The organism is Streptomyces sp. TE5632, assembly GCF_054061295.1.
This window is the reverse complement of the sequence record NZ_JBSSEA010000003.1, coordinates 3,347,330-3,373,080: the sequence shown is the minus strand read 5'-3', so window position 1 is coordinate 3,373,080 and position 25,751 is coordinate 3,347,330. Positions and strand designations below refer to the sequence as shown.

Annotated in this window: 20 protein-coding genes and 2 pseudogenes; 11 read left to right on the top strand and 11 right to left on the bottom strand. The window is 71.0% G+C overall.

What is annotated here, in order from left to right:
- The first annotated feature begins 67 nt into the window (after positions 1 to 67).
- Positions 68 to 1,804 (top strand): peptidoglycan DD-metalloendopeptidase family protein, encoded by a 1,737-nt coding sequence (locus ACVW19_RS20695; protein WP_457460800.1) that lies wholly within the window; start codon positions 68 to 70, stop codon positions 1,802 to 1,804.
- 105 nt (positions 1,805 to 1,909) lie between these two features.
- On the opposite strand, the gene pcrA is transcribed toward ACVW19_RS20695, so the two are convergent.
- The gene (gene pcrA, locus ACVW19_RS20690; protein ID WP_457460799.1) at positions 1,910 to 4,393 is read right to left on the bottom strand and encodes a DNA helicase PcrA; all 2,484 of its coding nucleotides are present in this window, start codon (positions 4,391 to 4,393) and stop codon (positions 1,910 to 1,912) included.
- A gap of 354 nt (positions 4,394 to 4,747) precedes the next feature.
- Between pcrA and ACVW19_RS20685 the strand changes: the two genes are divergently transcribed.
- Together ACVW19_RS20685 and ACVW19_RS20680 are read left to right on the top strand one after the other, a co-directional pair.
- Positions 4,748 to 5,971 (top strand): NlpC/P60 family protein, encoded by a 1,224-nt coding sequence (locus ACVW19_RS20685; protein ID WP_457460798.1) that lies wholly within the window; start codon positions 4,748 to 4,750, stop codon positions 5,969 to 5,971.
- A gap of 75 nt (positions 5,972 to 6,046) precedes the next feature.
- Positions 6,047 to 7,056, top strand: a pseudogene (locus ACVW19_RS20680) (tellurite resistance/C4-dicarboxylate transporter family protein).
- On the opposite strand, the gene ACVW19_RS20675 reads toward ACVW19_RS20680, so the two are convergent.
- Entirely contained in the window at positions 7,034 to 7,387 is a 354-nt protein-coding gene (locus ACVW19_RS20675; protein WP_109377742.1) for a hypothetical protein, read from the bottom strand. The pseudogene ACVW19_RS20680 and the gene ACVW19_RS20675 sit on opposite strands and share 23 nt — an antisense overlap.
- On the opposite strand from ACVW19_RS20675, the gene ACVW19_RS20670 reads away from it, so the two are divergent.
- From ACVW19_RS20670 to ACVW19_RS20660, 3 genes are all read left to right on the top strand, one after another.
- A complete protein-coding gene (locus tag ACVW19_RS20670) occupies positions 7,386 to 7,508 on the top strand; it encodes a hypothetical protein (RefSeq protein ID WP_457460797.1) in 123 nt (40 codons plus the stop codon). The two genes, ACVW19_RS20675 and ACVW19_RS20670, sit on opposite strands and share 2 nt — an antisense overlap.
- 457 nt (positions 7,509 to 7,965) lie before the next feature.
- A complete protein-coding gene (locus ACVW19_RS20665) occupies positions 7,966 to 8,412 on the top strand; it encodes an ATP-binding protein (RefSeq protein ID WP_457460796.1) in 447 nt (148 codons plus the stop codon).
- Between the two features lie 133 nt (positions 8,413 to 8,545).
- Positions 8,546 to 9,148, top strand: coding sequence for a GNAT family N-acetyltransferase (locus ACVW19_RS20660; RefSeq protein ID WP_457460795.1), 603 nt, complete (start codon positions 8,546 to 8,548; stop codon positions 9,146 to 9,148).
- A gap of 210 nt (positions 9,149 to 9,358) precedes the next feature.
- On the opposite strand, the gene ACVW19_RS20655 is transcribed toward ACVW19_RS20660, so the two are convergent.
- Both ACVW19_RS20655 and ACVW19_RS20650 read right to left on the bottom strand, forming a co-directional pair.
- Positions 9,359 to 10,072 carry a LuxR C-terminal-related transcriptional regulator gene (locus ACVW19_RS20655; protein ID WP_457460794.1) on the bottom strand — a complete coding sequence of 238 codons (714 nt, stop codon included), beginning with the start codon at positions 10,070 to 10,072 and terminating at the stop codon, positions 9,359 to 9,361.
- Positions 10,069 to 11,361, bottom strand: coding sequence for an ATP-binding protein (locus tag ACVW19_RS20650; protein ID WP_457460793.1), 1,293 nt, complete (start codon positions 11,359 to 11,361; stop codon positions 10,069 to 10,071). Before ACVW19_RS20650 ends, ACVW19_RS20655 begins: the two co-directional genes overlap by 4 nt.
- 180 nt (positions 11,362 to 11,541) lie before the next feature.
- Here ACVW19_RS20650 and ACVW19_RS20645 point away from each other — a divergent pair, with 180 nt between their 5' ends.
- The gene (locus tag ACVW19_RS20645) at positions 11,542 to 12,924 is read left to right on the top strand and encodes a PspC domain-containing protein (RefSeq protein ID WP_457460792.1); all 1,383 of its coding nucleotides are present in this window, start codon (positions 11,542 to 11,544) and stop codon (positions 12,922 to 12,924) included.
- Entirely contained in the window at positions 12,911 to 13,144 is a 234-nt protein-coding gene (locus ACVW19_RS20640; RefSeq protein WP_457460791.1) for a hypothetical protein, read from the top strand. The genes ACVW19_RS20645 and ACVW19_RS20640 overlap by 14 nt, the downstream gene beginning before the upstream one ends.
- 51 nt (positions 13,145 to 13,195) lie before the next feature.
- On the opposite strand, the gene ACVW19_RS20635 is transcribed toward ACVW19_RS20640, so the two are convergent.
- Positions 13,196 to 13,726, bottom strand: a complete 531-nt coding sequence (locus ACVW19_RS20635) for a DoxX family protein (RefSeq protein WP_457460790.1) — start codon at positions 13,724 to 13,726, stop codon at positions 13,196 to 13,198.
- A gap of 152 nt (positions 13,727 to 13,878) precedes the next feature.
- The gene (locus tag ACVW19_RS20630; RefSeq protein ID WP_457460789.1) at positions 13,879 to 15,171 is read right to left on the bottom strand and encodes a hypothetical protein; all 1,293 of its coding nucleotides are present in this window, start codon (positions 15,169 to 15,171) and stop codon (positions 13,879 to 13,881) included.
- 297 nt (positions 15,172 to 15,468) lie between these two features.
- On the opposite strand from ACVW19_RS20630, the gene ACVW19_RS20625 reads away from it, so the two are divergent.
- Positions 15,469 to 15,957 carry a pyridoxamine 5'-phosphate oxidase family protein gene (locus ACVW19_RS20625; protein ID WP_457460788.1) on the top strand — a complete coding sequence of 163 codons (489 nt, stop codon included), beginning with the start codon at positions 15,469 to 15,471 and terminating at the stop codon, positions 15,955 to 15,957.
- Between the two features lie 33 nt (positions 15,958 to 15,990).
- On the opposite strand, the gene guaA is transcribed toward ACVW19_RS20625, so the two are convergent.
- The gene (guaA, locus tag ACVW19_RS20620) at positions 15,991 to 17,571 is read right to left on the bottom strand and encodes a glutamine-hydrolyzing GMP synthase (protein WP_457460787.1); all 1,581 of its coding nucleotides are present in this window, start codon (positions 17,569 to 17,571) and stop codon (positions 15,991 to 15,993) included.
- 349 nt (positions 17,572 to 17,920) lie between these two features.
- On the opposite strand from guaA, the gene ACVW19_RS20615 reads away from it, so the two are divergent.
- Complete coding sequence (locus tag ACVW19_RS20615; RefSeq protein ID WP_457460786.1) at positions 17,921 to 18,232, top strand: chorismate mutase; 312 nt, start codon at positions 17,921 to 17,923, stop codon at positions 18,230 to 18,232.
- A 356-nt stretch (positions 18,233 to 18,588) separates the two neighbouring features.
- On the opposite strand, the gene ACVW19_RS20610 is transcribed toward ACVW19_RS20615, so the two are convergent.
- The gene (locus ACVW19_RS20610; protein WP_457460785.1) at positions 18,589 to 19,764 is read right to left on the bottom strand and encodes a hypothetical protein; all 1,176 of its coding nucleotides are present in this window, start codon (positions 19,762 to 19,764) and stop codon (positions 18,589 to 18,591) included.
- Between the two features lie 332 nt (positions 19,765 to 20,096).
- Between ACVW19_RS20610 and ACVW19_RS20605 the strand changes: the two genes are divergently transcribed.
- Positions 20,097 to 21,122, top strand: a complete 1,026-nt coding sequence (locus ACVW19_RS20605; protein WP_457460784.1) for an LAETG motif-containing sortase-dependent surface protein — start codon at positions 20,097 to 20,099, stop codon at positions 21,120 to 21,122.
- Positions 21,123 to 21,251: 129 nt separating this feature from the next.
- On the opposite strand, the gene ACVW19_RS20600 is transcribed toward ACVW19_RS20605, so the two are convergent.
- The 3 genes and pseudogenes from ACVW19_RS20600 to ACVW19_RS20590 form a co-directional block, all read right to left on the bottom strand.
- Positions 21,252 to 23,093, bottom strand: coding sequence for a GMC oxidoreductase (locus ACVW19_RS20600; RefSeq protein ID WP_457460783.1), 1,842 nt, complete (start codon positions 23,091 to 23,093; stop codon positions 21,252 to 21,254).
- Positions 23,094 to 23,174: 81 nt separating this feature from the next.
- A pseudogene (locus ACVW19_RS20595) lies at positions 23,175 to 24,004 on the bottom strand (IS5 family transposase).
- Between the two features lie 44 nt (positions 24,005 to 24,048).
- Positions 24,049 to 25,665, bottom strand: a complete 1,617-nt coding sequence (locus ACVW19_RS20590) for a succinic semialdehyde dehydrogenase (RefSeq protein ID WP_457460782.1) — start codon at positions 25,663 to 25,665, stop codon at positions 24,049 to 24,051.
- Positions 25,666 to 25,751: the final 86 nt, after the last annotated feature.

Here is a 25,751-nt window from a genome sequence, read left to right as displayed (position 1 = left end):
ACACATCTCGAACAGACTTCGAACACAAAGCCAAGACCGTGAATACCCGCCGCCAAAACGCAACCGAATGCCCGTTTCCTGCGCGCGCGAAACCTGCGGAAGATTGTCGCGCCCGCGTACCGCCGGGTACAGTCGCCGCACTGCTCTGCCGGCCCCTGTTGTCGAGGCGAAAGAGAAGTTGGTGAACGACCGTCACCCGTCGGGGACAATGGCCCCGCCCCCGGCTTCCGACGCCGTCTCGGCGCACTACGCGTCCTACGGCACCCAGGAAGCCCAGTACGGCGACTTCACCACGTACAGCGGCTACGACACCGATGGTTTCGACCCCACGGGCTTCGGAACCGGCACCCCGGCCACCGCTGCCTTCACCACCGACCCCCTCTTCGGAGACCTCTCGGAAAGCGGTCACGACCCGGCTTCGTACGCCACCGGGAACTGGTCCGCGGGCGGCCACGACACCGCGTACCACGACGCGTACCCGGCTCAGCAGCAGGCCACCTATGACACGGGCGGCTACGACGCGACCGCCTGGACCACCGGGCAGCAGCAGATGCCGACGGTCCCGCCGCAGGCCACGGCACCCGACGCGAGCGGTCAGTGGGACGCCGGCGCCTGGCTCCAGCCCGACCCGACCCAGAGCACCGCCGACCCGACCCAGAGCACCGCCGATCCGACCCAGCAGTGGTACTGGGGCACCCAGACCTTCGACACCGGCGCCTACGACGCCACGCAGTGGAACTCCGACGGCAGCACGGCCCCACAGGTCTCCGAGTCCTACAAGACCCCCTCCTACGAACATCAGGCCGTACCGTTCGACCAGCAGGCCACCGCCACGTTCGAGCAGCACCCGGGCCTGCGGTCCTCCACCGCCGATCCCTCCCCGGCCTTCGATTCCCAGGAATCCGATCAGGAGCTCCACGAGGTCCGCTACGAGGATTCCTACGAGTCCGCGCACGACACGCCGGACGACGCCGGTGAGCCGTCCACGGTGGCCCCGCTGCTCGACGAGCAGGAGGAGCCCACCCCGCTGCCCGCGCCGCGTGCGGCGTCACGCGGCGGGTCCCGTTCCCGCCGCCGCACGCCCGCCAAGCGCTCCGCGCTGCTGACGGTGGCCGTGCCCTCGGTGTGTGTGATGGGTGTCGCCGGTATCGCGGCGGCCTCGGTCGGCGATCTGGCCGAGGACGGCGGCGGCCCGGAGACCAGGACGACCGCGGCGGACCCGCCGCCGGTACAGCCCGCCACCGTCAACAACGAACTCAACACCCAGCTCGAGAGTCTCTCCGCCGGAGCCAACGACTTCGCCGACCGGGCCAGCCGCACCCAGGAACGCATCGACCTGAAGGCCCAGCAGGAGGCCGACCGCAAGGCGGCCGCGGAGGAAGCTGCCCGCAAGGAGCGGCTGCGCCCGAAGTTCGCGCTTCCCGTCGCGCAGCACGGCCTCAGCGCCTACTACGGCCAGTCCGGCATCAACTGGATGTCCGTGCACAGCGGAATCGACTTCCCCGTCTCGTACGGCGCGCCGGTGATGGCCGCGACCGACGGCACGGTCCGCACCCAGTACAACAGCGCCTACGGCAACATGATGATCGTGACCGCGATGGACGGCACGGAGACGTGGTACTGCCACCTCTCCAGCTACCAGGTCCCCACCGGTACGGCGGTGAAGGCCGGCCAGCCGATCGCGTTCTCCGGGAACTCGGGCAATTCAACCGGTCCGCATCTCCACTTCGAGGTCCGCCCGGGCGGCGGCTCGGCGATCGACCCGCTGGCGTGGTTCCGCAGCCACGGCCTCGACCCGACGTAGCCCACCCCCGCCGCCCGGCGACAGCGGGGGCCACCGCCCGACGCCGGACGGCCCGGCTCCCGGCTCCCGGCTCCCGGCTCCCGGCTCCCGGCTCCCGGCTCCCGGCTACAGCTTCTCGACCGGCGCGTACCGCAGCAGCAGCCGCTTCGGCTTGGTGTCCCCGAAGTCGATCGTCGCCTCGGCGTTGCCGCCCGTGCCCTTCACCGCGACGACGGTGCCGAGCCCGAACTGGTCGTGCGTGACACGGTCCCCGACCGCCAGCGACACCGCCGGCTTCTCGGCGGCCCGGCGTGTGGCGAAGCCGGACGCGCCCGACGCCGCCGAGCGGGAGCGGGACGACGAGAGTGAGGCCGCCACCCCGGACACCGGTCCGGAGGACACCGGGGAGCTCGCACCCGTCCGCTTCCACTCCAGATGGGTGGCCGGGATCTCCTCCAGGAAACGCGAGGGCGGGTTGTACGAGGGCTGCCCCCAGGCGCTGCGCAGCGTCGACCGGGTGAGGTACAGCCGCTCACGCGCGCGCGTGATGCCGACGTACGCCAGGCGTCGCTCCTCCTCCAGTTCCTTGGTCTGGCCGAGGGCGCGCATGTGCGGGAAGACGCCGTCCTCCATGCCGGTCAGGAAGACGACGGGGAACTCCAGGCCCTTGGCGGTGTGCAGGGTCATCAGGGTGATGACGCCGGAGCCGTCCTCGTCCTCGTCGGGGATCTGGTCGGAGTCGGCGACCAGGGCGACCTGCTCCAGGAAGTCGGACAGCGCGACCGACTCGCCCTCCCCCCGCTCCTGCTCGAACTCCAGGGCGACGGCGGCGAGTTCCTGGAGGTTCTCGATCCGGGTCTCGTCCTGCGGGTCGGTGGAGGCCTGCAACTCGGCGAGGTAGCCCGTGCGTTCGAGGACCGCCTCCAGGACCGTCGCCGGGCCCGCGCCGGACTCGACGATCGTACGGAGGTCCTCCATCAGCGTGTTGAACCGCTTCACCGCGTTGGTGGAACGCGCGGCCATGCCGTACGCCTCGTCGACGCGCCTCAGCGCCTGCGGGAAACTGATCTTCTCGCGCTGGGAGAGCGCGTCGATCATGGCCTCCGCACGGTCGCCGATGCCCCGCTTGGGGACGTTGAGGATGCGGCGCAGCGGCACCGAGTCCTCGGGGTTGGCGAGCACCCGCAGGTAGGCCAGGACGTCCCGGACCTCCTTGCGCTCGTAGAAGCGGACGCCTCCGACGACCTTGTAGGGCAGGCCGACCCGGATGAAGATCTCTTCGAAGACACGGGACTGGGCGTTGGTGCGGTAGAAGACGGCGACGTCCCCGGCCTTGGCCTCGCCCGCGTCCGTGAGGCGGTCTATCTCGTCGGAGACGAACTGGGCCTCGTCGTGCTCGGTGTCGGCGACGTACCCGGTGATCTGCGCGCCGGCGCCCGCGTTGGTCCACAGGTTCTTGGGTCGGCGGGACTCGTTGCGCTCGATGACGGCGTTGGCGGCGCTGAGGATCGTCTGCGTGGAGCGGTAGTTCTGCTCGAGCAGGATCGTCGTCGCGCTCGGGTAGTCCTCCTCGAACTGGAGGATGTTGCGGATCGTCGCGCCGCGGAAGGCGTAGATCGACTGGTCGGCGTCGCCCACCACGCACAGTTCGGCGGGCGGCAGGTCGTGCGCGCCCGGCTGTACGTCGGCGGGGTGCTCGGAGGTGCCGACCAGCTCGCGCACGAGTGCGTACTGGGCGTGGTTGGTGTCCTGGTACTCGTCCACCAGGACGTGCCGGAAACGGCGGCGGTAGTGCTCGGCGACGTCCGGGAAGGCGCGCAGCAGGTTGACCGTCGTCATGATCAGGTCGTCGAAGTCGAGCGCGTTGGCCTCGCGCAGCCGCGACTGGTAGAGCGCGTAGGCCTGGGCGAGGGTCTTCTCGAAACCGTCGGCCGCCTGCGCGGCGAAGTCCTCCTCGTCGATCAGCTCGTTCTTCAGATTGCTGATCTTGGCACTGAAGGACTTGGGCGGATAGCGCTTCGGGTCGAGGTCCAGGTCACGGCAGACCAGGGCCATGAGGCGCTTGGAGTCGGCCGCGTCGTAGATGGAGAACGACGACGTGAAGCCGAGCTTCTTGCTCTCGCGACGCAGGATGCGCACACACGCGCTGTGGAACGTCATGACCCACATCGCGTGCGCGCGCGGGCCGACGAGCTGCTCGACCCGCTCCTTCATCTCGCCGGCGGCCTTGTTGGTGAAGGTGATCGCGAGGATCTGGCCCGGGTGGACGCTCCGCGCGGCGAGCAGGTGCGCGATGCGGTGCGTGAGCACCCGGGTCTTGCCGGAGCCGGCGCCAGCCACGATGAGCAGCGGGGAACCGGAGTGCGTGACGGCGGCGCGCTGGTTGTCGTTCAGCCCCTCCAGGAGGGCGGTGGGGTCCAGCACCGGGCGCGGGGCACCGTCGCGGTAGTGGGTGTCCCGGTCCGGCGGCACGTCGAACTTCCCGCCGAACAGATCGTCCGGAACCTCCTCCGGCACATGATCGTCCTCGGGTGGCGGCGGGGGTTCGTCCACAGGGCCCCGCTGGGCCTGGAGGTCCGCCAGGAAGCTGTCGTCAAAGAGGCTGCTCATCGCTCTCCGAGTCTAGGCCGCCCCACCGACAAGCCGTGGCCACCCCGAGAACATCGCCCCGCACCGCGCCCCCACCCTCCAGCATCGCGGTCTCACCCTGGGTGACGTGACGAAGAAGGTCACGAAAACGTATCGGGCATATCACCCATCAACCTTCACACGAGCCACATGAGTTGGCTACGGTTCGGGCGGGCCGCGCGTCCCCCACCGGCGAACCCCGCCGGGCCGAGCGGCCTCCGCCGAGTCCGTCACCGCCGTCGCGGCAGCCGGTCCCTGGCCCTCCCCGGAGCGATGACGGCCCGGAAACCCCCTGCCGCCGCCCCGCAGGCGGAACGTTGGAAGGAGTCGCCTCCCTTGGCGTCGCACCGCAAGTCGAGCACCCCCGGTACGCGCGGGGCCGGCAAACGGACCCCCGCCCTCGCCACGGCGGCCCTGACCTCCGTCGCCCTGCTGTCCCAGACCGCCGACGCCGCCCCCTCGGACGACGGCCGGCCGAGTCTGGAGGAGGTCGAGAAGAAGGTCGACGACCTGTACCGCCAGGCGGAGTCGGCGACCGAGAAGTACAACGCGGCCAAGGAGAGGACCACCAAGCAGCGCAAGCGCGTCGACACCCTCCTCGACGACGTGGCCCAGCGCACCCAGACGCTCAATGAGGCGCGGGAGAAACTGGGTTCCTTCGCTGCCGCCCAGTACCGGACCGGCGCGGGCGTCCCGGACACGGCGACCTTCCTGCTCGCGGACTCCCCGCAGGACTTCTTCGATCAGAACCAGCTGATGGACCGGATGACCGGCCGCCAGAAGGAAGCGGTCGACGACTACGTCACCAAGCAGTCCGAGACGATGGAGAAGCGGCAGGAGGCCACCGAGAGCCTCGAGACGCTCACCGAGTCGCAGAACGATCTGAAGACCGCGAAGGCCACCGTCCAGAAGAAGCTCAGCACCGCGCGCGAGCTGCTGTCGAAGCTGGACGCCGAGGAGAAGGCGCGGCTCGCGGCGGCCGAGGAGAAGAAGCAGGAAGAGGCCGCCCGCAAGGCCGCCGGGCTCGCCCGGCAGCAGGCGGAGCAGCAGAAGACCGAGGAGGAGGCCCGGCAGGAGAGCGGCACGTCCGACGCCTCCGGCACGGTCGGCACATCCGGCTCCTCCGACTCCTCCGGCTCGACGACCGCCCCGTCGGCCCCGCCGTCAACGTCCCCGTCGGCCTCGGCGGACTCCTCGTACGCCGTCAAGGCCGAGAAGGCCCTCGCCTTCGCCCGTGCGCAGATCGGCAAACCCTACGTCTGGGGCGCCACCGGTCCCGGCTCCTACGACTGCTCCGGCCTCACCCAGGCCGCCTGGAAGGCCGCCGGCGTCACCCTTCCCCGCACCACCTACGACCAGGTCGACGCCGGAACCACGGTCCCGCTGTCCCAGGCACAGCCCGGCGACCTCGTCTTCTTCTACGACGACCTCACGCATGTGGGCGTCTACGTCGGCAACGGCATGATGATCCACGCGCCGAAGCCCGGCACCTACGTCCGCGAGGAGTCGGTCTTCTACGACGGCGAGTCGTCGATCCACAGCGTGGTCCGCCCGGCCTGACCCACGCTCCGACCCGCGGTCCGACCCACGGCCTGCCGCGCCCTCGCGCGCGGCGGGTTCTTCTAACATCGCCCCATGCCCGCCCCCACCCCCTCCCCCTTCCGCGCCTGGTGGGCGCAGCGTTCCCCGGCGTCCGGCTCCGCCGTGTTGGCGACCGGCATCGTGTCCGTGGCCCTGCAGCTGGCGGGGTGGGAGATCCTCTCTCCCTGGTCTTCCTCGTGCTCGCCTGCGCCGCCTGGCTGGGGCTGGCGGCGGAGTTCGTCCTGCGGTTGCTGCGGGAACGGGAGCGGTGGGTGTCGGAGGCAACGACTCCGGGTTCGCTCACCGCGGTCGCCGCGACGACCGTGCTCGGCGCGCGGATGTCCGCGCTCGGCCACGACCCCCTGGCCGGAGCGCTGCTCGCGCTGGCCACGGTGCTCTGGCCGGTGCTGCTCGTCCTCGTCGTACGACGCTGGCGGCCGCGCATGCCCGGCTCCGTGTTCCTGGCCTGCGTGGCCGCGCAGGGGCTCGCCGTCCTGGGCGCCACGCTCGCCGCCGCCGAGTCGGCGGCCTGGCTCGCGCGGGTGGCGCTGGTGCTGTTCTGGTCCGGGCTGGTGCTCTACGGGCTCGCCCTGTTCCGCTTCGACGCGCGGCAGGTGCTCGAGGGAGCCGGGGACCACTGGCTCGCGGGCGGTGCCATCGCCATCTCGGCGCTCGCCGGGGCCGAGCTGCTCACCGCCGACAGCGCCCGGCTGTATCTGTGGAACGACGACGACCTCGGTGTCCTGCGCCTGACGACCGTCGCCCTGCTGGTGCTCGACCTGGCCTGGTACGCGGTACTGCTGGCCGCCGAGGCCGTCCGACCGCGGCCGGCCTACGACACACGGCGCTGGGCGACCGTGTTCCCCCTCGGCATGACGGCGGCGGCGACGCTCTCCGCGTCCGCCGCCCTCGGTGTCCCGTGGCTCGATGGCCTGGGGCGGGTGCTGCTGTGGGTCGCGGTGGCCGTCTGGCTGACGGTCGCCGTCGGCGCGGCGGCCTCCGCGCGGGCCTCGATCACGTCCGGCCCCCTGTCGGCCTTTGTCAGGTCCAGAGCACGGCGATGAAGATGTTCGCCGTGGTCAGCAACCCGACCAGCCCGAACAGGCCCTTGTCCACCTTCTCGTCGTCCCGCTTCACGTAGACCAGGCCGAGGATCACGATCAGCAGGGCCAGCTTGACGCCGATCTTGATGTGGTCGACGGAATGGTTCTGCGCCTCGTTGAGCCCGACCAGGACCACACCGGTGACCAGCATCGTCAGCGCGCCGTGCAGCATCGCGGGCACGAAGCGGGCGGTTCCCTGCCCCATGGCCTTCATCTGGGTGAGGAACCCACCGAGCAACGAGGCGATACCGATGATGTGCAGTCCGACAAATATGTGGATGAGTACGTCCATGAGCCGGAGCCTAACCAGCCCCCACCCCACGCCCGACACCGGCCCGATGCGACGGCTACGGCTGCAGGGCTGTGGCCGGCCGTCGGCGGTCGCGGGCAACCAGGACGGCTTCGCGGGCTAGGACCAAGGCACGGGCCGCGGGGACCGACGGAGCCTTCTGTACGGCGCCCTGGACATCGCCGCTCCAGCCTCAGCGCCCGTTCCTCGAATCTCAAGCTCCGGTGCGGGTGTACGCCACAAACGCGGCCCAGGCATCACCGGCGACGGCAAACCGCAGATCCGGGGGCCGAGCTTCGAGTCCCGGACCTTGATCTGGCTTCCGCAGTACCGCCAGGCCACGGGCGGCTGGGAGTTCACTTCGGTCGGCACACGCACCTCCGCCGGGTCCAGGGTGGGGACAACCACGTGCTGTACCCACGTCGCTCCTCGCGAGGCTGTGCGCGGGCCGAGACCGTGATCCCACGAAACGTCAGAAGTTCGACGCAAGGGATGAACAGCGCATGCAGAGCCCGCGACTTCCGCTGCCGACGACGGCCCCGAGGGACATCGAGTGGCGCCTGCCGCGTCACGCGAGAAGCGTGGGCAGGGCACGCGCGCTGTTCCGCGGACAGGCGGCGTCCTGGGAGCTGCCGCAGGACGTGACGGGCACTGCGGAACTCCTCCTGAGCGAGCTGATGACCAATGCCTACCGCCACGCGAAGGTCCCGGCCGGCCGCGAGATCCGGGCCCGCTGCGAACTCACGGACGACCGCCTCCGCATCACGGTTACCGACGCGAACGACACGCTCCCGTCCCCGGCCACAGCCTGCCCGGACGACGAGTCGGGCCGAGGCCTCGCCTTGGTGGAAACGCTGGCGGACGACTGGGGTGCGGAGCTACGCAAGTCCGGCGTCGGCAAGACGGTTTGGTTCGAGGTGGCACTCACGCGTCGTCGCGCAGTGACTGTACGTTCGCCATACGAAAACGCAGCAGCATGCAGCCCTCCTCCCACCGGTCCCAGCGTGATCCGTCACAGCGAAGGCTGAGCGCCCGAGCCGCGTGAGACCAGACGGACCGGGTCTTTGGTGACGTCCTCGCCTCGTACGCGGCGCCCGCTGCCTGCCTCGCCGCCCGACCTCTGACCAGGAATTCGCCTGCCGTCAAGATCGTTCAATCGGCATGCCACAGCACCAGGACGCCCCTGACGTACGTCCCATCACCGATGCCGACGTCCCCACCGCGGTCGACACCCTCACCCGGGCCTTCGTCGACTATCCCTTCACCCGGCACGTGATCGCCGCGGACAACCACGAGGCCCGCATCCGGCGTTTCCAAGAACTCTGCCTGACCCGCATCGGGATGGTGTACGGCCGCGTGTGGGTTGCCGACGCGGGCCGCGCCGTCGCTGTCTGGACCACTCCTGACCAGGACCCCTCGCCCTCGTTCGCCGAGATCGGCCCACTGCTCGGCGATCTCACCGGTGACCGGACGGCCGCCTACGAGTCCGCAGAGCAGGCCGTTGCTCCGTATCGACCGCAGGAGCCGGCGTGGTTCCTCAGCACGGTGGGAGTCACCCCCGGAGCCCAGGGGCGGGGCCTTGGTACCGCGGTGCTGATCCCCGGCATCAAGGCAGCCGAACGCGCCGAGTGCCCGGCGTTCCTGGAAACCTCCCGCGAGCGGAACGTGACGTTCTACGAGCGCCTCGGTTTCAAGGTCACAGCCGAGGTCCTGCTCCCCGGCTTCGGCCCCCGCACGTGGTGCATGCGCAGGGATCCGCGGTAGAACTCCGGGGGCCCTACCGCGGGAGAACACGGAGCCCGGACATCAGGTTCACCGGCGTGCACAGCGCTCGCCATGTGCGGTGCGAGCACGTCACCCTGTTTCTGCCCGTCCGGTCCCGACCCGCTCGGCGCTCAGCCTTCGACGAGATTCGCTCGGCCTTCGCTGTGACAGGTCAGGAACGGAGTGATCGCAGCGGTGCCCACCGGGCGGTCACACCAGGCGCCGGGCCGTCGCCCAGCGGGTGAGTTCGTGGCGGTTGGAGAGCTGGAGCTTGCGCAGGACCGCCGAGACGTGGGACTCGACCGTCTTCACGGAGATGAAGAGCTGCTTGGCGATCTCCTTGTACGCGTAGCCGCGGGCGATCAGTCGCAGCACTTCGCGTTCACGCTGGGTGAGGCGGTCGAGGTCCTCGTCGACCGGCGGGGCGTCGGTCGAGGCGAAGGCGTCGAGGACGAAGCCGGCCAGGCGGGGGGAGAAGACGGCGTCGCCCTCCTGGACCCGGAAGATCGAGTCGACCAGGTCGGTCCCGGTGATCGTCTTGGTCACGTATCCGCGGGCGCCGCCCCGGATCACGCCGATCACGTCCTCCGCCGCGTCCGAGACCGAGAGCGCGAGGAAGCGGACCGGCTGCTCGGTGTTGCCCATCAACGGGGCACAGCGGCGGAGCACTTCCACGCCTCCGCCACCGGGCAGGTGCACGTCGAGGAGGACGACCTCTGGCCGGGTCGCGGTGATGACCGTGACCGCCTGGTCGACGTCCGCGGCCTCGCCGATCACCTCGACGCCGGTCTGTTCGGTCCGGCCGATCTCGGCCTGGACGCCCGTGCGGAACATGCGGTGGTCGTCGACGAGGACGACACGCACATGACGTCCGGCGCCGTCGGCCGGTCCCGCCGTTCCGTTCGGCTCGGTGGGCTCGCTCATGACGTTTTCTCCGCCCTCTCCATCTCCAGCTCGACCTCCGTGCCGCCGTCCGGCACCGCGCGCAGCCGCGCCGTGCCGCCGTTGCGCTCCATGCGGCCGATGATCGATTCTCTGACACCCATGCGGTCGGCGGGTATCGAGTCGAGGTCGAAGCCGGGGCCGCGGTCCCGGACGGACACGAAGACCGTCCTTCCCTCGACTTCGGCGTAGACCTGTACGGCACCCCCTTCGCCACCGTACTTGGCCGCGTTCACCATAGCCTCGCGCGCGGCCTGCATCTGCGGGCCGATCTTCTCGTCCAGCGGGCAGTCGCCGACGACGACGACTTCGATGGGGACGCCGTGCTTGTCCTCCACCTCGGCGGCGTTGCGCCGCACGGCCTCGGCGAGAGTGGTGGGCTCGTCGTCCTCGTCCTTGCCGGTGCCCTCGGGCTTGTAGAGCCAGTTGCGCAGGTCGCGCTCCTGGGCGCGGGCGAGGCGGCGCACCTCCCCCGGGCTCTCGGCGTTGCGCTGGATCAGGGTGAGGGTGTGCAGCACCGAGTCGTGGACGTGGGCGGCGACCTCGGCGCGCTCCTGGGCACGGATGCGCATCAGCCGTTCCTCGGAGAGGTCCTGGGTCATGCGCACGAGGTAGGGGCCGGCGAGGAGTGTGATCCCGACGAGGACCGCGAGGGCCGCCTGAAGCACCGATGCGAGGTGAGTGCCGGAGCCCCGCAGGACGAAGATGCCCGACACACCCGCCGTGACCAGCAGGACGCCGGCGCCGCCCCGCAGCAGGGTGACCGTACGGCGGCGGCTGCCGACCTCGACCCAGCGGGCCCGGCGCGCGTTGTCGGCCTGCCGCCAGACCAGGGCGACGCCCGCGCCGACCAGCACGGTCGGCCAGAGATAGGCCCTGGCGCCGTTGGACAGGTTCACATTGCCGACGAAGCCCATGGCCACGACGACCATGAGGAGCAGGGCGACGATCTGGCCCTTGTCCGGTCTGCGGGTGACGAGTCTGCGCCGGCCGTCCGGAGAGGTCTCGGTCCCGACCAGCGGGGGCGGCTTCTGCGCGTCCACACCGCCGACGCCGAGCGGTACGAAGAACCAGAACGCGGCATACAGCAGCGCGCCGAGGCCGTCGGCCATGAACAGGCCGACGAACACGAGCCGTACCCAGATCACGGGCAGACCGAGGTGTCCGGCGAGCCCCCGCGCCACACCACCGAGCCAGCGTCCGTCACCGCTGCGGTAGAGCTTGCGCGGCGGCCGCGGCTCGACGAGTGGCGCTGCTGCGGCTTCCGACATGTCAACGATGGTCACACGGTCCCCGGTTCCGGGGCATCAGGGTCGATCCCGGAGACTCCCCTGATCTCCGGGTCCGGGCACCTCGCACACTCCCCCGGCCACCCCTCAGGGCCGATATCAGGGTCCGGCCAGGGTCGTCCCGACTGCCGTCACGGCGGCTCGCCCGTCACCATGGGACTCATGACAGATCACCAGCACGCCGCGCCGGGCCCGGGGCCCGGCTCCGGCGCGGTCGGAGAGGCCGCTTCCGGCGGGGCCCCGCAGCCGCCCGGCGAGGCGGGCGTGCCCGAGCCTCCGCACCGTTTCCGGCGTGACCGCCGGCACCAGATGATCGGTGGGGTGTGCTCCGGGCTCGGCCGGCAGTGCGACATGGACCCGGTGATCTTCCGCATCACGCTGGCGGTGCTCTCCGCCACCGGCGGCGTCGGCCTCATCTTCTACGGCTTCGCCTGGCTCCTCGTCCCGTACGAGGGCGAGGAGGAGAACGAGATGCGCAGACTGCTGACCGGCCGGGTCGGCGGCCACACGCTGGCGGCGATACTTTTTGCGCTGGTCGGCTGCGGCGTCTTCCTCACCATGCTGAACAACGGCGGGGTGCTGAGCTTCGCCGTGATGCTCTCCCTGCTGCTCTCCGGTGCCGGGTACTGGTCCCGGCACCGCGGTGCCCCCAGCCCCGACCCCCTCGCCGCCCAGGCCGCCGCCGACGCCCCGCCGGAGCCCCAGGCGCCGCCGGTTCCCGCCGCCTACTCCTCCTGGTGGCGCGATCCCATCGTCAAGGACGGCACACACATCGGCGGTACGGGCTATCTGTGGGGCCCGGGGAACTCCCGCGACCTGGACATCGCCGCAGTGGTCGACGTCCGCCTCGACCCCCACGGTTCCGGCCGCGGCGCCGCGCGCGCCCCGCACCCGCGGCCGGCCAAGCCGCGAGGGCCCCGCGGGATCGGCGGCTGGGTGTTCCTGCTCGCCCTGCTCGCGGCCGGCCTGGGCACGGGCCTGACGTGGCAGGAGCATCCGCTCGGCACCAGCCTGCAGACCGGTCTCGCGTGCGCGCTCGCCGTCTTCGGCCTCGGTGTGGCGGTCAGCGCGTTCCTGGGCCGCACCGGAGCGGGGTCGATCATCCTGGCGGTCATCACCGCGGGGCTGCTGGCCGCCTCCGCGGCCGTGCCCAAGGACATCGGCACCGAGTGGACGCGCACCAGCTGGGAACCCGCCTCGGTCGCACAGATACGCCCGGCGTACGACCTGGGCACGGGGAGCGGCACCCTCGATCTGTCCAAGGTGCGAGTGGCCGAGGGGCAGACCGTGTCGACGCGGGCGAACGTCGGCCTGGGCCGCATCCACGTGATCGTGCCCGAGAACGTGACCGTGCGGCTGAACATCCAGGTCGGGCTGGGCGACATCCAGTTGCCGGGCGACCCGCGGAAGGACGTGGACGTGGCGCCCGACAAGCGCAAGGAGGCGACCCTGGCTCCGCCCGCGGGCGTCAAGAAGGCGGGCACGCTCGACCTGGACCTCCAGGTCGGCGCCGGACAGGTGGAGGTGAGCCGTGCTACGTCATGAGTTCCAGCCCGGCAGGCTGGTCGCCGGCGCCTTCCTCGCTCTCGCCGGCGTGCTCTACGCAGGAGACGCGGGCGACGCCTGGGACGCCCCGTGGTTCGTCGTGTTCCCCGTCGTCGCGGGCGGCCTGTGCCTGGCCGCAGCGGTGGGCGGCGTGACGGGCCTGATACGCCGGCACAGACGGTCCGGCGACCGGGCGAGCCACGCGAAGTCACCGACCTGACGAAGGCGGCCGGCAGCCGGACCGGCACTTTCGCCGCGGAGGGGACGGGCCCTACCGGTAGTCGCTCACCCGCCGTCGCCGGCGCCCCCGGAGGGCGGCGTCCACGGAGAGCAGGGGAGCACCTGCCAGCACCAGCGGAATCCAGCCCATGAGGTAGGGAAGATCATTTCCGTAGTAGTACGGTTCGGCGGCCCAGCTCACCGTCAGCCACAGGCTGAGGGAGATCAGCGCGCCGCCGAGGGCGGCCGGCCGGGCGAGCAGACCGATGAGGGTTCCGATGCCGACGGCCAACTCGCCGAAAGCGATGGCGTAACCGAAGGCGACGGGATTCTCCAGGGCCATGTCGACCAGCACGGGAATGGCCGAGGAGTCGCGGACGGCACGCATCATGTCGCCGATCGACCCTGCCCCGGCGTCCTTCATGAACGCGCTGTCGGTGAGTTTGTCCAGTCCGGCATAGATGAAGGTGACGCCCAGAAAGATCCGCAGAGGAAGGAGTGCGTACCGCGTGGCGGTGTCCCGCCAGTTCCTGCTGCCGCCGAAGTGAGGGCTGTACGTATCCGTGCGCATACCGTGAGTCATCGCCGTCTGCCGCCTCTCGCCGCCGTACCGAGACCCCCTCGACAGACCATACGTACGACAATCAAGGCCGGATCAATCCATTACCGCCCCGATTTTTCGGAACGTCACCTCGGCCACTCGGCCACTCGGCTCGGCCACACCGACCGGTCCGGCTAGTCCGTCACGTCGATCGCGTACCGGTTCGTCTCCACCCCGGCTGCCGTGACGACCTGCACCTCCACCCGCCCCGGTTCCACCTCCGCCGGGACCGGAACGGTCAGCAGGGCGTCCGTCGGGTTGTCGAAACCGCCCCTCACCGGCACCAGCGGCACATGGACGTGCACCGTTCCCACCCGGACCACCATCCGGGCCAGCCGGTCGGCTCCCTGCGCGCCCATCGGAACGAAGCCGGTGCCCCGGATCTCGATGTCGTCGCCGGTCCGGATCGGCGCGTCCAGGTCCCCGGCCTCCCGCGCCCGTACCACCGAAAGGATGACCGGCCGACCGCCTTCCGCGTACTTGCCCGCGAGATAGGTCGCCGCCGACACCAGTACGACCACCGCGAGCCCCCACGGCAGATCGGGCAACTGGTCCGGCCGCCGCGCCAGTCGCACCGCCGCGAACACCAGCGCGACGGCGCTGATCACGACGTACTGGATGTCGGCGAAGCAGCCCCGTCCCGCGTCGTCGGTCAGCAGATCGGCCGCCCGGGGCCGGTCCGCACGCACCTTCTGCAGCCGCTGCCCCTGCACACGAAGTCCGACCACCCGCCGCACCACCACGGCGATCCCGCACACCACGGCGAGTACGGTCACCACGCCCACACCGCGGGCCAGTTCCAGTCCCGCGATCAGCGCGTCGCGATCCCGGTGCTCGGAGGCGACCGCCAGTTGCCCCACCAGGACCAGCACCGCGTACGCCAGGAGCAGCACCCAGGAGGCCGCCACCACGCGGGACGTGGAAAGACGGTTGTCCTCCCCGATCACCGGCGCCAGCACCCCGCCCCGTGCCCGGTGGAACCACGAAGCGGCGGTCAGCGCGCCGGCCACCACCAGCGCGGCCAGCAACCCTGCCGTGCGGGCGGCACTCCAGCCCGCGCCGATCGCCGTGAGCGCCTGGCCCAGAAGCAGCAGCACGACCGCCGCCCACACCACGACCGCCGTCCGACGCCACAGGCGCGCCAGCCAGGCCGCGCCCTCGGCCCGGCCGCGCTCGGCCACGAGTTCCGCGGCCTGCGCCAGCTCCTCCGAGACCCACTGGCGGGAGGCGGACGCCGAGTGGGCGACCGCCGCGGGCAGCCCCTGCCCGGCCGCGAACTCCTCCCGCTTCAGCAGGAACGCGGCGACCGCGCGCCGGTGCCCCTCACGCACCCCGTGCGGACAGTCCCCGCAGGCGCAGCCGCCCTCGTGGGCGCCCACGTCCGTGCCATACCCCGTCCCGGTGGGGTTCGCCTCCTGCACCGCCACGCCCGAAGCCCGCCTTTCCCATGTCCGCGCACACGTTGAAGATCACAATCGGTGCACGCAACTCCCCGGCAACGACTGCGAATTGTGCCCTACGTCCGACCCTCCCCACTCGGCAGGTCCGGTCAGTGGGTGAAGTCCGAGGCGTCATGTTGACCCGGCCATGAGATTCCCCCCGTGGCCGGCTGTGGCCGGCTGTGGCCGGCTGTGGCCGACCGCCGTACGGCGCCTGCTGCTCCATCCGGAGGACACCGCGGATACCCGACACGAGGTGTCCGGTATCCGCGCCACACTCGGCCCATGGACACGAACCCCGTGAACACGAACTGGGGGGCTTTCACCTCCGCCGAACCCGATCTCGCGAAGACCGTGGAGGAGCGCTTCCGCGCGCACACCCACCACGTCCTCGCGACCCTGCGCAAGGACGGGGCGCCGCGCACCACCGGCCTGGAGGTGCGCTTTCTGAACGGTGAGCTGTGGCTCGGCATGATGCCGGACTCGCTCAAGGCACTCGACCTGCGCCGCGACCCGCGCTTCGCGCTCCAGGCGAACCCGGGGGCGGGCACGGGCATGGGCGGCGGGGACGTCCGGATCAGCGGGCGCGCGTTCGAGGTCGACGACGCGGACACCAGGAGCGAGTACGCCGAAGAGGTGGAACCGCCGGAGCCGTTCCACCTCTTCCGCACCGAGTTGACGGAGGTCGTACGGACCTACGTGGAGGACGAGACGTATCTCGTCCTCCAGGTCTGGAAGCCCGGTGAGCCGGTGCGCACGCTCAAACGGACGTGAGTCCCCTCCGAACAGGGGCTGCCCGAACAGGGGCTACTCCCACTCGATGGTCCCCGGCGGCTTGGAGGTCACGTCGAGGACGACGCGGTTGACGTCCCGCACCTCGTTGGTGATGCGGGTGGAGATCTTCGCGAGGACGTCGTACGGCAGCCGCGACCAGTCGGCGGTCATCGCGTCCTCGGAGGACACCGGGCGCAGGACGACGGGGTGGCCGTAGGTGCGGCCGTCGCCCTGCACACCGACGCTGCGGACGTCCGCGAGCAGGACCACGGGGCACTGCCAGATGTCCCGGTCGAGGCCTGCCGCGGTGAGCTCCTCGCGGGCGATGGCGTCGGCCTCGCGCAGCAGGTCGAGCCGCTCCCTGGTCACCTCGCCGACGATGCGGATGCCGAGTCCCGGGCCGGGGAACGGCTGCCGCTGGACGATCTCCTCGGGCAGGCCGAGTTCCTGGCCGACCATCCGGACCTCGTCCTTGAACAGCTGGCGCAGCGGCTCGATCAGCTTGAACTCGAGGTCCTCGGGCAGACCGCCCACGTTGTGGTGGGACTTGATGTTGGCGGTGCCGGTGCCCCCGCCGGACTCGACGACGTCCGGGTAGAGGGTGCCCTGGACCAGGAACTCCACGGCCGGGCCCGCGTCCGCGACGATCTCGGCCTGGGCCTGCTCGAAGACCCGGATGAACTCGCGGCCGATGATCTTCCGCTTCTCCTCGGGGTCCGAGACGCCCTTGAGCGCGGTCAGGAACCGCTCCGACGCGTCCACGACCTTCAGCTGCACGCCGGTCGCGGCGACGAAGTCCTTCTCGACCTGCTCGGTCTCGCCCTTGCGCATCAGGCCGTGGTCGACGTACACGCAGGTCAGCTGCGAACCGATGGCCTTCTGGACGAGGGCCGCGGCGACGGCGGAGTCCACCCCGCCGGACAGACCGCAGATGGCACGCCGGTCACCGACCTGCTCACGGATGGCGGCGACCTGGTCCTCGATGACGTTGCCGGTGGTCCAGCTCGGGCTCAGGCCCGCGCCCCGGTACAGGAAGTGCTCCAGCACCTGCTGCCCGTGCGTGGAGTGCATCACCTCGGGGTGGTACTGGACGCCGTAGAGCTTCTTCTCGTCGTTCTCGAAGGCGGCGACCGGGACGACGTCCGTGGAGGCCGTGACGGCGAAGCCCTCGGGGGCCGCGGAGCAGGCGTCGCCGTGCGACATCCACACGGCCTGCTCGTCCGGGGTGCCCTCGAAGAGGGTGGAGGACGACTTGGAGACGTGCAGCTCCGTACGGCCGTACTCACGGGCGCCGGTGTTGTCCACCTGGCCGCCCAGGGTCCGCGCCATGAGCTGGAAGCCGTAGCACATGCCGAAGACCGGGACACCGGCCTCGAAGAGCGCGCGGTCGACGGTGGGGGCGCCCTCCTCGTACACCGACGAGGGGCCGCCGGAGAGAATGATCGCCGCCGGGTTCTTGGCGAGGATCTCCGCGACCGGCATGGTGCTCGGCACGATCTCGCTGTAGACCCGCGCCTCGCGGACGCGACGGGCGATGAGCTGGGCGTACTGCGCGCCGAAGTCGACGACCAGGACGGTGTCGGGCGCGTTGGCAGCGGAAGTCGCTGATGACACGAGGTGCCTTCCGGCGGTGGGCGGGTCTGGTGTCTTCCGATTCTAGCCGGTGGACATGCGGCCCTCCCCTGGCTCCCGCAGCCGCGCACGGCCGGGGCCCGTCTCACCATGCGACCCGGGTTGGACGGCCGGGGCGGGCGCGGCATACTGGGACCCATGTTCACGCACACGGCCTTCTCGGCTTTCCTCTTTACCTATGGCAACCGGCCCACCGGCTGCCATGGTCGTGCTGCTTGAGCAACTGACAAGCGACTTCCCAGGCGCCCCGGGCCGACAAGGTCCGGGGCGCCTGACGTTTTCGGACCCGGTCGTTCCAGGGCATCCCACACATCCACCGAGGAGCCCCGCCATGACCACCACCGACATCACCGCCGCCGACGGCACGACCGCCGAGAGGACCGGCGCCCGCACCGCAGAGGCCGCCGACGTGATCACCGGTGCCCGCGAGCGGATCGACGCCCTGGACGATCGGATCATCGGCCTGGTCCAGGAACGGATGGCCGTGTCGGCCGTCATCCAGCGGGAACGGATCACCTCCGGCGGCCGGCGCGTGAACCTCTCCCGCGAGATGGAGATCCTCAGCCACTACAGGGAGGCCCTGGGCAAGCCGGGCACCACGCTCGCGATGACCCTGCTGGAGCTGAGCCGCGGCAAGATCTGAACCGGCCGGACACCGCTGCCGACCGCCGCTGCCGGCCACCGGCGACTGAATCCGCGTTCCCGGCACACATGTACGCATTCACCCTCACCCGTACGGCGCGTGACCGGAGCCGCGGTCGCGCCGTTGGTACGGGTGTCCGTGTCAGCCAGGGGCGGGCTCGAAAGAACCACGCGTGGCTCGCCGGAGCGATGAGGCGTGCGGATCGTGCCGTGCGTCGTGGGATCTCGCTCCGGACAGGTGACCGGACGGCAGGGGACAGCAGCCCGGTCACCCAAGAGAACGGCCGGCTCCGGGGACGCCCGGGGCCGACCGGCGGAACCCTCCTCCCGCGGCCGGCATCCGTGCGGGACGTGGTGTCAGGTGCGGGACACGACACCGCATTCCCCGGCGGCCCCCTCCAGCCCCCGGCTCCGGTCGTACGGATCCCGCTCCTCCCCCGTCGGCATGGGACCGCCTTCCAGGTCGGCGAGGAACTGCGGACGGATCACTCCGTCACCCTCGCGGCAGTCGTCGTTGCCGATCTCGCTGTTGACGTCGGCGAGCCAGATGTGTCCGTCGGTCGCCTGGAACCTGGCGGGATCCACCGCCTCCACCTCGATCACCCGGCGCACGATCACGCGGGCCACCTCGCCCCCACCCCGGCGGGCGAGCGCGTACACGAAGGTGTAGTCACCCTTGACCACGGCCTTTCCGGCGGTTCCGCGCACGGACTCGACCGTCAGACGGCCACGGACCCTCACATCGTCCACCGGTTCGACCTCGTCGGGGTCGAACCGGGTGAGGACCCACACCGGGTCGTTCTCCACCGTGGGCTTGCGCAGCCCGGCGCGCAGCTCGGCCAGGTAGTCCCCCATCAACGGGTCGAGGAGGGCCAGCGCCTTCTTCGGCTCGGCCCCCATGATCACCTCATGGTCGAGGTTCGAGGTGATCAGGAACTCCCTCGCCCCTTCCAGGGCCGCCTCGACGGCGGCTGCGGAGACGCCGTTGACGGCCTTCGCCTTCCCCTCCGGCAACCGGATCGCCTCCGCTCCCGACTCCCACCGCGCGGCCGGAGATCCGACGAACGGCCGCTTCCGGGTGGGTATGTCGGCGGGGGCCGCGGAGGGGGCGCTCGTGGGACGGGCGCTCTCGGGGGCCAGCGGTGCGGCGGAGGCGCCGTTCGTCTCGTCCGAGCCGAACCCGTCACCGAGTTCGCCGGGCAGCCGGGAGAGCGCGCCGGACGGGTCGACGGCGACCACGGCCACCGCTATGGCCACCAGCACGCCGAGGACGCTCCAGCCCGTGCGCCGGCGCGTGGTGCGGCCGTTCATCTCCTGCCAGGCGGGCCCGGTGCGCCATCCCTCGGGCCGGGCGGGCGGGGCGGTGGGCTCGTTCCGGCCCCAACGGCGCTTTCCGCCAACGCCGTTCGACCTGGCCTGCGCCTCGTCCATGGCGCGCAGCCGCTCGGTCACCATCCGCGCCCGCGCGGACGGTTCCTTCGGGGCGGAGGCGCGGATGTCGCGCTCACTGTCCTCGAAGAATTTGTCCCACACCTCGTCAGGCGGGTTGGAGGACTCAGGTCTTGTTGGCTCTTCGGACGACTGCTCGGGCACCGGGTGACGCGCTTTCTGCCATGGAGTGTCGGATTCCGCCGACGCGGATCGAAGGGTGAGCGTACGCCCGCACCGATCACTCCGCACGAGTGACCCACCTCACATAAATTTTCTGTCAGAGCCAGGACAACCATTCACAGGGTTCGGTGATCAAACCCATCAGAACCACGGGCCACATCCCCGCGCCCCACCGCGGAGGCCTCCCCCCTGACGCGTACCGCAACCGGCGGTACACCTGACTTCCCGAGGTCTTCATGAAGCTCCGCCGCGCCATGGCTGTTGCGGCCGCAACAGCAGTGATCGCCCCGGCTGCGCTCCTCGCCGCTCCGGCCGCGTACGCCACCGACGACCCGACGAGCCCGTCGCCGACCGCCTCCTCCCCTGAGTCGACCGGGGAGACCGAGCCGACGGAGACGGACGACCCGTCCACCGAGCCGTCCGCCACCGAGACGACCGACGACACGGACAACCCCGGCGACACCGAGCCCGGCGAGCCCGACGAGCCCGGCGAGCCCGGCGACGAGGAGCCGGAGCCCACGGCCAGCGAGTCCGACCCGGCCCCGAGCACCTCCGCGCCCGAGCCCACGCCCAGCGCGTCGAAGCCGGAGGAGTCCGAGACTCCGGACCCCGAGCCGTCCATATGTGAGGACACCAAGGTCGACGTCGGCTTCTCCGGTCTGCCCGGCAAGATCGCGGTGGGCAGCGGCTGGCACAAGTTCTCGCTGGACGTGGTGAACAACTCCGACTCCACCCTCGAGGACCTCGACTACTTCGCCGGGGCCTCCCCCGACGCGTACGGGGAGGACATGTTCCGGAGCAAGCACGTCCAGCTGCAGGTCTGGGACCCGGAGGACGAGATCTGGGCCGACCTCAACGAGGGCGGCTACGCGGTCGGCTACATCGGCTACAGCACCGAACTCGAAGCCGGCTACCAGGTCAACATCCCGATGCGGATCAACGTGAAGGCCTCCGCCCCGGTCGGCGCCGGCTTCTCGCTCGGCGCGACGATCTACGGCGACAGCGACGGCGAGTGCCTCGGCTACGGTGACGTGTCGTACAAGTTCCAGATCGTGGCCGCCGGTACGAACACGGACGGCACCAAGCCGCAGGTGGGCGGCAAGGCCCCCGTCACGGACAAGAAGCCGGCCGCCGACACGCCGAAGGTCACCGGCAGCCTGGCCGAGACCGGTTCCAGCTCCGCGCTTCCGATGATCGGACTCCTCGGCGGTGCCGCCGTCGTGGCCGGTGCGGGTGCGGTGTTCGTGGTGCGTCGCCGCAAGGCCGGTGCGGTGGCGTAAGCACACCGTGGGCAAGGTGGCGTGAGCACGCCGCAGACAAAGGGAAGAGGACCTGCGCTCGGAGGGGGGCGCAGGTCCTCTTCCCTTCTCGGGGCCGCCCGGATCACCCGGACCGCCCGGCTGCCGTGGCTACTTCTTCGGCGGCACCGCCGGCATCCCCAGGAACGGCAGCCTCAGCGCGCCGAACGCGTCCGCCGGGACCGCCGGCGCCTTCGGCTCGACCGGCTGGAGCCGCTCGTAGGGCGCCCCCTGCCGCGGACGAGGATCGGGTTCGCCCTTGTTGGGCCAGTACGACATGGCCCGCTCGGCCTGTGCCGTGATCGTCAGGGACGGGTTCACGCCCAGGTTCGCCGAGACCGCCGCCCCGTCCACGACCGAGATGCCGGGGTGACCGTAGAGGCGGTGGTACGGGTCGACCACGCCGGTGTCCCGGGTGGCTCCGATGGGGCAGCCGCCCAGGAAGTGGGCGGTGAGCGGCATGCCGGACAGCTCGCCGAGGTTGGAGCCGGCGAACCCGTTGATCTCGGCCGCCAGGGCGGACGCGCCCTCCGTGGCCGCCTTGATCTGCTTGGGGTTGGCGGCACCGTGGCCCTGCCGCGCGGTGAGCAGCCCGCGGCCCGCCCCGGACGGTTTCAGGTACGTCGTCAGGGAGTTGTCCAACGACTGCATCACCAGGCCGATGATGGTCCGCTCCGACCAGCGCCGGTTGGAGAGCGAACGCATCATCTGCCAGGGGTGCCTCGCCGCGTTGCCCAGCCAGCCCAGCACCCTGGCCGCGCCCGAACCGTCGCCAGCGTACGGGACCTGGAGGATCGACAGGCCGCCCATCGAGTTGGAGCCGCGACCGTAACGGACCGGTTCGATATGGGTGTTCTCGTCGGGGTGGATCGACGAGGTGATGGCCACACCGCGGGTGAAGTCGACCTTGGGCGACCCTGTCGCCTTGCGATAGCGGCGGTCGTCGGTCTGCGCGCCGACCAGCGCCTCGGAGTTGGTACGGGTCAGCTCGCCCAGCCTGTCCGAGATGTGGGGAAGTTGGCCGTTGGCCTTCATCCGGTGCAGCAGTGTCTGGGTACCGTACGTGCCGGCGGCCAGCACGACGCGGCGGGCCCGGAAGGTCCGCCCGCCGCCCTTGCGGCGGTTGTCGGTGGGGAGCGCGGCGACGGCGAATCCGCCCTGCGAGTCCTCCGTCACCGACACGGCCGTCGTCATGGGATGGACGACCGCGCCCGCCTTCTCGGCGAGATGGAGGTAGTTCTCGTCGAGGGTGTTCTTCGCGCCGTGCCGGCAACCGGTCATGCACTCGCCGCATTCGGTGCAGGCCCGGCGCGAGGGTCCCGCCCCACCGAAGTACGGGTCGGCCGCCTCCCGCCCCGGCTTCGCCTTCACCGTGCCGTCGGCGTCCTCGCCGTCACCGAAGAAGACGCCGACCGGGGCCATGTGGAAGGTGTCGCCCACGCCCATCCGCTCGGCCGCCGCCTTCAGGTGCACGTCGGACGGGGTCGTCGTCGGGTTGAGCCGCACGCCCAGCATGCGCCGCGCCTGGTCGTAGTACGGCTTCAGCTCGTCCTGCCAGTCGGTGATGTCGCGCCACTGCGGGTCGTCGAAGAAGGGCTTGGGCGGTACGTAGAGGGTGTTGGCGTAGTTGAGGGAGCCGCCGCCGACGCCCGCGCCGGCCAGGACCATCACGTTGCCCAGCAGATGGATGCGTTGGATGCCGTACATGCCGAGCCTGGGGGCCCACAGGTAGTTCCTCAGGTCCCAGGAGTTCTTCGGCAGGGAGTCGCGGGTGAAGCGGCGGCCCGCTTCCAGTACGCCTACGCGGTAGCCCTTCTCGGTCAGGCGCAGGGCCGTGACGGAACCGCCGAAGCCCGAGCCGACGACGAGGACGTCGTAGTCGTACACGGCGTCGTGCAGTGTTTCGTCCTCGCGTTCGTCGTTCCGTTCCTGGGCGGAGTTCTCCTGTGACACGTGCTCTCCTCGTCGAAAGCTGCGGTGCCGGCTTGGCCCGGGCGGGGCGGGGCGGGGCGGGCTAGGTGGTGTCTTCAAATGTCACGCCCACATCAGGAGCGAGGCAAGGGTGACGGCTGCCTGGTAGGACTCGACGGTCTTGTCGTAGCGGGTGGCGATGCCGCGCCACTGCTTCAGCCGGCTGAAGCAGCGTTCGACCACGTTGCGCCGCTTGTAGAGCTGTCGGTCGAAGACCGGCGGGCGCCCGCCGCGGCTGCCCCGGCGGAGCCGGTTGCGGACCTGGTCGGCCCGCTCCGGAATGGTGTGGGCGATGCCCCGCCGCCTGAGCCAGGCCCGGATCGCCTTGGAGCTGTAGCCCTTGTCGCCCAGCACGTGATCGGGCCGCACCCGGGGGCGTCCCGGGCCGAGGCGGGGCACCCGGATCGCCTCCATCACGGCGGTGAACTGGGTGCAGTCGTTGGTGTTGCCGCCGGTGACGGTGAAGGCCAGCGGACGACCCCATGCATCGCAGGCCAGGTGGATCTTGCTGGTCAGGCCGCCTCGGGAGCGTCCGAGGGCGGGGCTGCGGAGCCCCCTTTTCGGGCCCCGGCGGCGTGCTGGTGGGCCCGCACGACGGTGGAGTCGACCGACACCAGCCAGTCGATGTCCCCGGCCGCGTCCGCCCTGGCCTGGGCGGCCTGGAGCATCCGCTCGAAGGTGCCATCCAGGGCCCAACGGCGGAAGCGGGTGTGCAGCGTGGCCCACGGGCCGTACCGCTCGGGCACGTCCCGCCAGGCGGTCCCGGTGCGGAACTTCCACACGATCCCGTTGAGCACCGTGCGGTCGTCCAGCCGCTTGCGGCCCCGCAGCGATGCGGGCAGCAGCGGCCGGACGAACTCCCACTCGGCGTCCGACAGTTCATGGCGACGTATCACCCGACCATGATCCACCACCCAAGACCATTTGAAGACACCGCCTAGCGGAAACGGAATGCCTTCATCAGGCGCAGGCTCTGGCTCATGAACTCCGCGTACCGCTCGTCGTCCAGGCCGAGGGAGGGAGCCATCGGCAGCAGCCGCTGGTGCGCGACGGTCTGGGCCTCCGTGTACTTGAGGATGCCCTCGGAGCCGTGCCGGCGGCCGAGGCCGGAGTCCTTCATGCCACCCATCGGCGACTGGACGCTGCCGTAGGCGGGCGCGTACCCCTCGTTGATGTTGACCGTGCCGGTGCGCAGCCGGCCGGCCACCTCGCGGCCGCGCCGGGCGTCCTTCGTCCAGACCGAGGCGTTCAGGCCGTACGGGGTGGAGTTGGCGCGTTCGACGGCCTCGTCGTCGGAGCCGAAGCGGTAGAGGGAGACGACCGGGCCGAAGGTCTCCTCCGCGCAGACGGTCATGGACTCCTCGACGCCGTCGAGGATGGTCGGCTCGTAGAAGTACGGTCCGACGTCCGGACGGGCCGTGCCGCCCGCGATCACCTTGGCGCCCTTGGCGACGGCGTCCTCCACGTGCCGGGTGACGGCCTCCAGCTGGCGTTCGCCGACCAGGGAGCCCATGTCGGCGCCGTAGCTCAGGGAGGTGCCGAGGCGGATCGCGCGGGTCCGGGCGGCGAAGCGCTCCAGGAAGGCGTCGGCGACCGACTCGTGGACGTACAGCCGCTCGATGGAGATGCAGAGCTGGCCCGCGGAGGAGAAGCAGGCGCGGACAGCGCCGGCGGCGGCCTTGTCCAGGTCGGCGTCCTCCAGGACCAGCATGGCGTTCTTGCCGCCGAGTTCGAGGGACACGCCGACCAGGCGGGCGGCGGCGCTCCGGGCGACCTCTCGGCCGGTGCGGGTGGAGCCGGTGAAGGAGACGTAGTCGGCGTGCCGGACGACCTCCGGACCGACGACCGGCCCCTCGCCGAGCACGACCTGGAAGACGTCGGCGGGCAGCCCGGCCTCGATCAGCAGGTCACGGGCCCAGAGCGCGGTGAGGCAGGTCTCCGTGTCGGGCTTCATCACGACCGCGTTGCCCGCGACGAACGCCGGAAGCGCGTCGCCGACGGACAGTTCGAGCGGGTAGTTCCAGGGCGCGATCTGGCCGACGACACCGCGCGGGTGACGCAGCTCGGTGACCTTCGTGAGGGCGGGCATGGCGCCCGCGTGGCGCTTGGGCCGCAGATACGCGGCGGCCCGGCGGCCGTAGTGGCGGGCGGCGACGGCGACGGCCTGGACCTCCTCGTGGGCATGCAGGCGGGCCTTGCCGGTCTCCAGCTGGATCAGGTCGAGCACCTCGGCCTGGCGTTCGAGCACCAGGTCGTGGAACCGGAGCAGAACGGCGGCGCGCCGTCGTACCGGGATCTGCGCCCACACGGCCTGGGCGGTGCGGGCCGCCTCGAAGGCCCGCTCCACGTCCTCGGGGGTCGACTCCGGGAGGTCCGCCAGCTTCTCGCCGGTGAAGGGCGTGTGGTTGGCGGTCCGCCCGGACCCGACGACTCCCTTGGTGAGCTGGGCGACCAGTTCGGGAGTGACCACGTCGGCCGCGGTGCGGGCGCCCGCCGGGGCGGGGGCCGGAGGGTTGGTGCCGGTGGTGTCCCGGGTGGTCTGCACGTCCGTCATGAGCCGCAGGGTATGCCCACCCGAACACTTTGTGTACCCGTCGGTAACAGATTCACGGACCGCTCACCCACCATGCCAGTGAACGC

What these genes read in the sequence shown, in the direction of transcription:
- ACVW19_RS20635 (WP_457460790.1), bottom strand. Translation starts at nt 13,726, where the DNA reads ATGACTCACGGTATGCGCACGGATACGTACAGCCCTCACTTCGGCGGC.
- ACVW19_RS20590 (WP_457460782.1), bottom strand. Translation starts at nt 25,665, where the DNA reads ATGACGGACGTGCAGACCACCCGGGACACCACCGGCACCAACCCTCCG.
- pcrA (WP_457460799.1), bottom strand. Translation starts at nt 4,393, where the DNA reads ATGAGCAGCCTCTTTGACGACAGCTTCCTGGCGGACCTCCAGGCCCAG.
- ACVW19_RS20670 (WP_457460797.1), top strand. Translation starts at nt 7,386, where the DNA reads ATGAGCCGGAGCCTAACCAGCCCCCACCCCACGCCCGACACCGGCCCG.
- ACVW19_RS20625 (WP_457460788.1), top strand. Translation starts at nt 15,469, where the DNA reads ATGGACACGAACCCCGTGAACACGAACTGGGGGGCTTTCACCTCCGCC.
- ACVW19_RS20660 (WP_457460795.1), top strand. Translation starts at nt 8,546, where the DNA reads ATGCCACAGCACCAGGACGCCCCTGACGTACGTCCCATCACCGATGCC.
- ACVW19_RS20605 (WP_457460784.1), top strand. Translation starts at nt 20,097, where the DNA reads ATGGCTGTTGCGGCCGCAACAGCAGTGATCGCCCCGGCTGCGCTCCTC.
- ACVW19_RS20655 (WP_457460794.1), bottom strand. Translation starts at nt 10,072, where the DNA reads ATGAGCGAGCCCACCGAGCCGAACGGAACGGCGGGACCGGCCGACGGC.
- ACVW19_RS20695 (WP_457460800.1), top strand. Translation starts at nt 68, where the DNA reads ATGCCCGTTTCCTGCGCGCGCGAAACCTGCGGAAGATTGTCGCGCCCG.
- ACVW19_RS20645 (WP_457460792.1), top strand. Translation starts at nt 11,542, where the DNA reads ATGACAGATCACCAGCACGCCGCGCCGGGCCCGGGGCCCGGCTCCGGC.
- ACVW19_RS20650 (WP_457460793.1), bottom strand. Translation starts at nt 11,361, where the DNA reads ATGTCGGAAGCCGCAGCAGCGCCACTCGTCGAGCCGCGGCCGCCGCGC.
- ACVW19_RS20675 (WP_109377742.1), bottom strand. Translation starts at nt 7,387, where the DNA reads ATGGACGTACTCATCCACATATTTGTCGGACTGCACATCATCGGTATC.
- ACVW19_RS20615 (WP_457460786.1), top strand. Translation starts at nt 17,921, where the DNA reads ATGACCACCACCGACATCACCGCCGCCGACGGCACGACCGCCGAGAGG.